At 61.6% G+C, this 6,435-nt stretch carries 5 protein-coding genes; 1 reads left to right on the top strand and 4 read right to left on the bottom strand.

Annotated elements, in window-relative coordinates:
* Window positions 1-86: 86 nt before the first annotated feature.
* From slmA to coaBC, 4 genes are all read right to left on the bottom strand, one after another.
* Window positions 87-698 carry a nucleoid occlusion factor SlmA gene (slmA, locus tag B4U49_RS01710; RefSeq protein WP_078082858.1) on the bottom strand — a complete coding sequence of 204 codons (612 nt, stop codon included), beginning with the start codon at window positions 696-698 and terminating at the stop codon, window positions 87-89.
* A gap of 217 nt (window positions 699-915) precedes the next feature.
* The gene (gene argB, locus B4U49_RS01705) at window positions 916-1,848 is read right to left on the bottom strand and encodes an acetylglutamate kinase (protein WP_078082857.1); all 933 of its coding nucleotides are present in this window, start codon (window positions 1,846-1,848) and stop codon (window positions 916-918) included.
* A 56-nt stretch (window positions 1,849-1,904) separates the two neighbouring features.
* Entirely contained in the window at window positions 1,905-4,253 is a 2,349-nt protein-coding gene (locus B4U49_RS01700; protein ID WP_078082856.1) for a phosphomannomutase/phosphoglucomutase, read from the bottom strand.
* Window positions 4,254-4,342: 89 nt separating this feature from the next.
* Complete coding sequence (gene coaBC / locus B4U49_RS01695; protein ID WP_078082855.1) at window positions 4,343-5,563, bottom strand: bifunctional phosphopantothenoylcysteine decarboxylase/phosphopantothenate--cysteine ligase CoaBC; 1,221 nt, start codon at window positions 5,561-5,563, stop codon at window positions 4,343-4,345.
* A gap of 141 nt (window positions 5,564-5,704) precedes the next feature.
* Between coaBC and radC the strand changes: the two genes are divergently transcribed.
* The gene (radC, locus tag B4U49_RS01690; RefSeq protein ID WP_078082854.1) at window positions 5,705-6,379 is read left to right on the top strand and encodes a RadC family protein; all 675 of its coding nucleotides are present in this window, start codon (window positions 5,705-5,707) and stop codon (window positions 6,377-6,379) included.
* Window positions 6,380-6,435: the final 56 nt, after the last annotated feature.

Here is a 6,435-nt window from a genome sequence, read left to right as displayed (position 1 = left end):
CGTTTTCGAAAACGGATACCCAGCACTTCCCCTTCGATTCCAGCCGCGGCACCCGTATTTAAGGCGGCTCCCACTATTGCTATGGGTTACCCCTGCGCAGCCAGCGCACTCTCCCTGAAGAATCCCGCAACCAATACCGGCCACTGCTCCGCCCAGAATTCGGTGGGCTTGCGCTTGAAGCCGCTGCGCACGTACTGAACGATGCGGCCCTCTGCGCTGGCCAGCAACAGGTTGGCGGCGGCAGTCAGGGGGATGGCGGGGCGCAGTTGCTCGCGCAGTTCGGCCTCGCGCAGGATCTGCTTGAGCTGGGTTTCCAGGCGGTCGAACAGTTGCAGGATACGGCCGTGCAGGCGCTCGGTTTCGCCAGTCAGTGCGTCGCCGGTGAGCAGGCGGGTGATGCCGGGGTTGCGTTCGCAGAAGGCGAGCAGCAGGTGCAGGATTTTCTGGCAGCGGGCCAGAGCGCTGGGCTCATCCTGCATGATGATTTTGATGCGGCTGAAGATGGTTTCTTCGATGAATTCGATCAGCCCTTCGAACATCTTGGATTTGCTGGGGAAGTGGCGGTAGAGCGCCGCTTCGGAGAACCCCACCTCTTTGGCCAGTGCGGCGGTGGTGATACGGGCGCCGGGGCTGGCTTCCAGCATGTGGGCCAGGGCCTGCAGGATCTGCTGGCGCCGATTGATTTTTTCGCTGCTCATGAACTGCCTTTACCCGGAATATTCAGCCGGGAACTGATTTTGTTGTTGTACCGGTATGGTTCTCGTTGCTCGGCTTTTCAGCGTTTGTATTGTGATCGGGGTGTCAGAAGCCCGTTATAAGTCGCAGAAAAGCGCATTGTCCGGCGGCAGAATCGTAACCATTCGCCGCCGCGGCATCAATTGTTAGTGCCTGTTAACAACGGTAATGTGATGGAATTCACGCGTCCTGCTGTTCCGTTTGAAGGTTGCTGTTGGTGATCAGGGTGCCGACGCCGGTGTCGGTGAAGATCTCCAGCAGCACGGCGTGGGGCACACGGCCGTCGATGATGTGTGCGGAGGTCACGCCGGCTTTTACTGCATCCAGGGCGCAGGCGATCTTGGGCAGCATGCCGCCGTAGATGGTGCCATCCGCGATGAGACCGTCCACCTCCAGGGTGGACAGGCCGGTGAGTACCTCGCCTTCCTTGTCCTGCAGACCGGCCACGTTGGTGAGCAACATAAGCTTTTCCGCTTTCAGGTATTCGGCGATTTTGCCGGCCACCAGGTCGGCGTTGATGTTGTAGGATTCGCCATTCTTGCCGACACCGATCGGTGCAATCACCGGGATAAAGTCGCTGTTGATCAGCATGTCGATCACGCCGGTATCGACACTTTCCACCTCGCCCACGTGGCCGATGTCGATGATTTCCGACGCGTGCAGGCCGGCCTTGTCTTCTTCTTGGTCCTTGCGACGCAGCTTGCGTGCGCGGATCAGCAGGCCGTCTTTACCCGTTACACCCACGGCGCGGCCGCCGTTTTTGTTGATCAGGTTGACGATCTGTTTGTTCACGGTGCCGCCGAGCACCATTTCCACCACGTCCATGGTCTCGCTGTCGGTAACGCGCATGCCGTCCACAAAGCGCGATTCAATACTGAGTTTGTCCAGCAGGTCGCCAATTTGCGGGCCGCCGCCGTGGACTACTACCGGGTTCATCCCCACCAGTTTCATCAGGATCACGTCGCGGGCGAAGCTGTTCTGCAGCTCTTCATCCACCATGGCGTTGCCACCGAATTTGACCACCACGGTCTTGCCGATAAAGCGCTGGATGTAGGGCAGGGCTTCATTGAGAACCTGTGCGACGCGCAGGGCGGATTTCTGGTCCAGGGACATAGCGTTTTCCTTACCGCTTAGGGTTACTGCTGTGTGTTGCTGCTTGGATCGATTGATTAGCCCGGAATTTTCAGGGCGGGGTCGATGGACTGTAGTTGGATCGCCACAATCTTGCGGATACGTTCCAGAGCCTGTTCATCGTCGGCTTCAAAGCGCAGGGTCAGTGCGGCGCTCGTGTTGGACGCGCGCACCAGTCCCCAGCCGTCGGCAAATTCGATGCGCAGGCCGTCGATGGTGTTGAGATCGGCATCACCGAAGTGCCCTTGTTCGCGCAGCTTGTTGATGAGGCCAAACTTTCTCTGCTCGGGTACCGGTAGCAGTATCTCCGGCGTGTTGACCATCTGCGGCAGGGAGTCGAGCAGCTCGTCGAGGGACTGCTCGCGCAAGGCCATGATTTCCAGCACTCGGGCCGCGGCGTAGATGCCGTCGTCGAAGCCGTACCAGCGATCCTTGATAAAGATGTGTCCGGAGAGTTCGCCGCCGAGCAGCGCGCCGGTCTCGAGCATCTTTTCTTTCATCGGCGCATGGCCAGTTTTCCACATCACCGGGCGCCCGCCGTACTGGGTCACCAGATCCGCCAGCGCGCGTGTGCTTTTCACATCAAACACGATATCTGAGCCGGGGTTGCGCGCCAGGATATCCCGCGCGAGCAACATCACCAGCTGATCTGCCCAGACGATGCGGCCGCTGCCGGTAATCAGGGTGACGCGATCTCCGTCGCCGTCGAGCGCGATACCCAGGTCGGCGCCCTCGCCTTTTACTGCGGTGATCAGGTCCTGCAGGTTCTCCGGCCGCGAGGGATCCGGGGCGTGGTTGGGGAAGTCACCATCCACTTCGCAGTAGAGGGTTTCCACTTCACAACCCAGCTGTTCAAACAGCTCAGGCGCCAGTTCGGAGGTGGCGCCGTTGCCGGCGTCGATGACAATGCGCGGCTGGCCCGCGAGGGCCACGTCATTGAAGATCTCGTCGATGTAGGTTTCGCTAATATCCTGGCGACTGTTGCTTGCTTCACCACTGGCGAACTTGCCGGACTGCATCAATGCGCGCAATTCCTGTAAACGCTCGCCCGCCAGTGGGCGACCGTTCATCACGATCTTGAAACCGTTGTAGTCGGCGGGGTTGTGGCTCGCGGTCACCATCACGCCGCTGTTCGCGTTCTTGCCCTTGGCACAGGCGAAATAGAGCATTGGAGAGGGCACCAGCCCCAGATCCACGGCGTTGCAGCCGCTCTCCAGGATGCCTTCGATCAGGCAGTCCCGCAGCAGCTCACTGCTGTTGCGCCCATCACGGCCCACCAGCAGAAGCTTCTCCCCGGACTGCAGTGCAATGGTGCCCAGTGCTCGGCCCAGCTGATACGCGAAGGGTTCGTTGATTTCGTCTCCGGCAATACCGCGGATATCGTAAGCGCGGAACACATGCGCGGGTATCGCGGTGCTCGGCGTGCGCATCAATTCGCTGGTGGAGGGGCCCTGCTTCTCGGGTGCAGCCGACGCCGGTGCTGGCGCGGCAGCCACCGCGGTGTCAGTGGACTCCGTGGCTGCAGGCGGGGGGTTCAGGTCCTCCTTGCGCAGGCCTTTTTTCGCTGGCGCGCGACCACTTCGGGAGGATTTTTCCCAGGGTGCGGCATCGCCGTCGGTGGGAACCAGAGTGCGCAGCGCAAACAAAGTCGCCAGCAGTCCAATCAGGGCCGCGGTGTAAATCCAGTAGGCCGCGACGCTGTGCTCTCCGGCAAAGGCCGTGGAGGGGGTAAACACCAGTTGCAGGTATGAGCCGGCAACGGGCGCACTGACCGTGTCTCCCCCGGCGGTGTTGCCAGGGGACTGCCACAGGCCCCGCGCGGGGCCGTCGGGGAACTGCTGCGTGATCTGGAAGCTGCCCGGATTCTGGTCGAGCTGGTCCAGGGCGCGCTGAAATACGCTGAATGGCTGGCTGATTAACAATGCACCGTCGTTTTCGGCGCGAGCGCTGTACAGTTGCCACTGTTTGTCACTGCCGCGGAGGAATTCCGGCTTTGGTTGACCGTCTTCGCGGCTGCGTTTGAGCAGGTCGACCAGTGCGAAATCCAGCGGTGGGTTGCCATTACCGACCTGAAATTCGTCGGGGGTAAAAAACTGCACCGAGGCTTGCGCCAGTGTACGACTCGGGGTGCTGGTGGTGGATTTGCGGATGCTCTTCAGGCCATCGAGTTTTTGCTGGCGCGCGCTGAAAAACTGCCCCAGCTGCTGTGCGTAGTCGTCCGCCAGCTGCTGTGCCGCACTGCGCACGCTGTCGGCATTGTTTCCCTGGATTACATTGGTCATCAGCAGGTGTGCGCCACCCAGCCAAACCGCTGCTGCGAGCAGTGCGGGCAGCGTCAGGCCACTGTGCCACAGGGGCTTTGTTTGCGATTGAATATGTGAAGCCACGACTTGTGCAGTCTCCCAGTCTTCCCAGACCAGCCCCCGGACCGGTTCAGTATTGTCTGAATCTTGTGTATTGTTTTCTGTCTTTACTGCTAGTTTTCCGCAGTGTGGAATGCCCGTGCCGCGATCAGTGCAACCAGTTGCGTCGCGAGTTCGGATTTCAGCGCCGCCGGCAGCGGCTGCTCGCCGGTGCGATCGATTACCGTCACCTGATTGCGATCGCTGTTGAACCCACCCGCCGGATCGCTCACATCGTTGGCGATGATCATGTCCAGATTCTTGCGTGCGAGTTTGCCCTTGGCGTGTTCGGCTACCTTTTCGGTTTCCGCGGCGAAGCCCACCACAAACGGCCGCTTGCTCGTGCGTTCGGCGATTGCAGCGACGATGTCCGGGTTTTTTACCAGCTGCAGCACGTCGCTGTCATTGCCATCTTCCTTTTTGATCTTTTGCGCGGCGACCACCGCGGGGCGGAAGTCCACCACCGCAGCGGCGGCGATAAACAGGTCGCAGTCGTCTGCGGCGGTTTCCGCAGCCCGATGCATATCCTCGGTGCTGACCACATCCACGCGCGAGACTCCGGCGGGGGTATCGAGGCGTACCGGACCGGAGATCAGCGTGACGTCGGCACCGGCGCGCGCGGCTGCAGCAGCTATAGCGAAGCCCATCTTGCCGGAGCTGTGGTTGCTCAGGTAGCGCACCGGGTCCAGTGCCTCGCGCGTCGGACCGGCGGTGATGGTGACCTTCTTGCCCGCGAGTATCTGCTCCGGCGCAATGGTGTCGATAAGCCCCTCGACGATATCCAGCGGCTCGAGCATACGCCCCGGGCCCACATCACCGCACGCCTGGCTGCCGGCATCCGGGCCAAGCAGGGTGGCGCCGCGGCTGCGCAGGGTTTGTGCATTATCCTGGGTTGCGCTGTTGCGCCACATGGCCTGGTTCATTGCCGGAGCCAGTACCACGGGGGCTTCGCTAGCCAGGCACAAAGTGGTCAGCAGGTCATCGGCCATGCCCGCGGCCAGCTTGGCCATCACACTGGCGCTGGCGGGGGCGATCAGGATCACGTCCGCCCACTTGGCCAACTCGATATGTCCCATCGCGGCCTCGGCGGCCGGGTCCAGCAGGTCGGTATGCACCGGATTGCCGGACAGCGCCTGGAAAGTGAGCGGCTGCACGAACGCGCGGGCGCCGGCACTCATGACCACGCGCACGGTGGCGCCGCGATCCTGGAGTCTGCGTACCAGGTCGGCGCTTTTATAGGCGGCGATGCCGCCGGTAACGCCAAGCAGTATCCGTTTATCGGCCAGAGAGGGCATATTCTGTGGTTCCGGAACTCTGAGAACGCGTAAGATTACCATTTTAGCGCCTGTGGCAATATGGCCCTTGGGCAGCTGCAGTTGGCTCGCAATGGAAGCGAGCGTTTACTTTGACTGTGTGGTTCTACCCAGGGAGGGGAAATGGCGATTACGGATTGGCCTGCCGAGGAGCGGCCGCGGGAAAAGTTACTGGCCAGGGGCGCGCAGGCGCTGTCCGATGCCGAGCTGCTGGCGATCTTCCTGCGCACCGGCCTGCCAGGGGTTTCCGCGGTGGATCTGGCGCGCCAGTTGCTGGCGGATTTTGGCGGCCTGCGGCCGTTGCTGGAGGCGGAACGCAAGGCGTTCTGTGCCGGCAAGGGCCTGGGTGATGCGAAGTTTGTGCAGTTGCAGGCGGTGCTGGAGATGGGACGTCGTCATCTGGCGGAGGATCTGCGGCGCTCTGATGCTCTCACCAGCCCCCAGGCGGTGCGCGACTATTTATCTGCGCAATTGCGCCATCGTACCCGCGAGGTCTTCTGCTGCCTGTTCCTGGATAGTCAGCACCGGGTGATTGCCTATGAAGAGCTGTTCGAGGGCACCCTGAACGCGGCCAGCGTCTACCCGCGGGAGGTGGTGCAGGCGGCACTATCCAAGGGTGCTGCGGCGGTGATCTTGGCCCACAACCATCCGTCTGGGGTCAGCGAGCCCAGCCAGGCGGATATCCACATCACCGGGCGGCTGAAAGATGCGCTGGCGCTGGTGGATATCCGGGTGTTGGATCATCTGATCGTCGGTGAGGGCGGTGGCTGTTCTTTCGCTGAGCGGGGACTGATCTGAGGCCCTGAGGAAGATTTCTGGCGGTAAGGTGGCGGGTGCGGCTTTTCAGGACCGCT

Source organism: Microbulbifer mangrovi (genome assembly GCF_002009015.1).
GTDB lineage: Bacteria > Pseudomonadota > Gammaproteobacteria > Pseudomonadales > Cellvibrionaceae > Microbulbifer > Microbulbifer mangrovi.
Note: the sequence above shows the minus strand (reverse complement) of the source record. Positions and strands in the feature narration are given on the sequence as shown.

What these genes read in the sequence shown, in the direction of transcription:
- radC (WP_078082854.1), top strand. Translation starts at nt 5,705, where the DNA reads ATGGCGATTACGGATTGGCCTGCCGAGGAGCGGCCGCGGGAAAAGTTA.
- argB (WP_078082857.1), bottom strand. Translation starts at nt 1,848, where the DNA reads ATGTCCCTGGACCAGAAATCCGCCCTGCGCGTCGCACAGGTTCTCAAT.
- coaBC (WP_078082855.1), bottom strand. Translation starts at nt 5,563, where the DNA reads ATGCCCTCTCTGGCCGATAAACGGATACTGCTTGGCGTTACCGGCGGC.
- slmA (WP_078082858.1), bottom strand. Translation starts at nt 698, where the DNA reads ATGAGCAGCGAAAAAATCAATCGGCGCCAGCAGATCCTGCAGGCCCTG.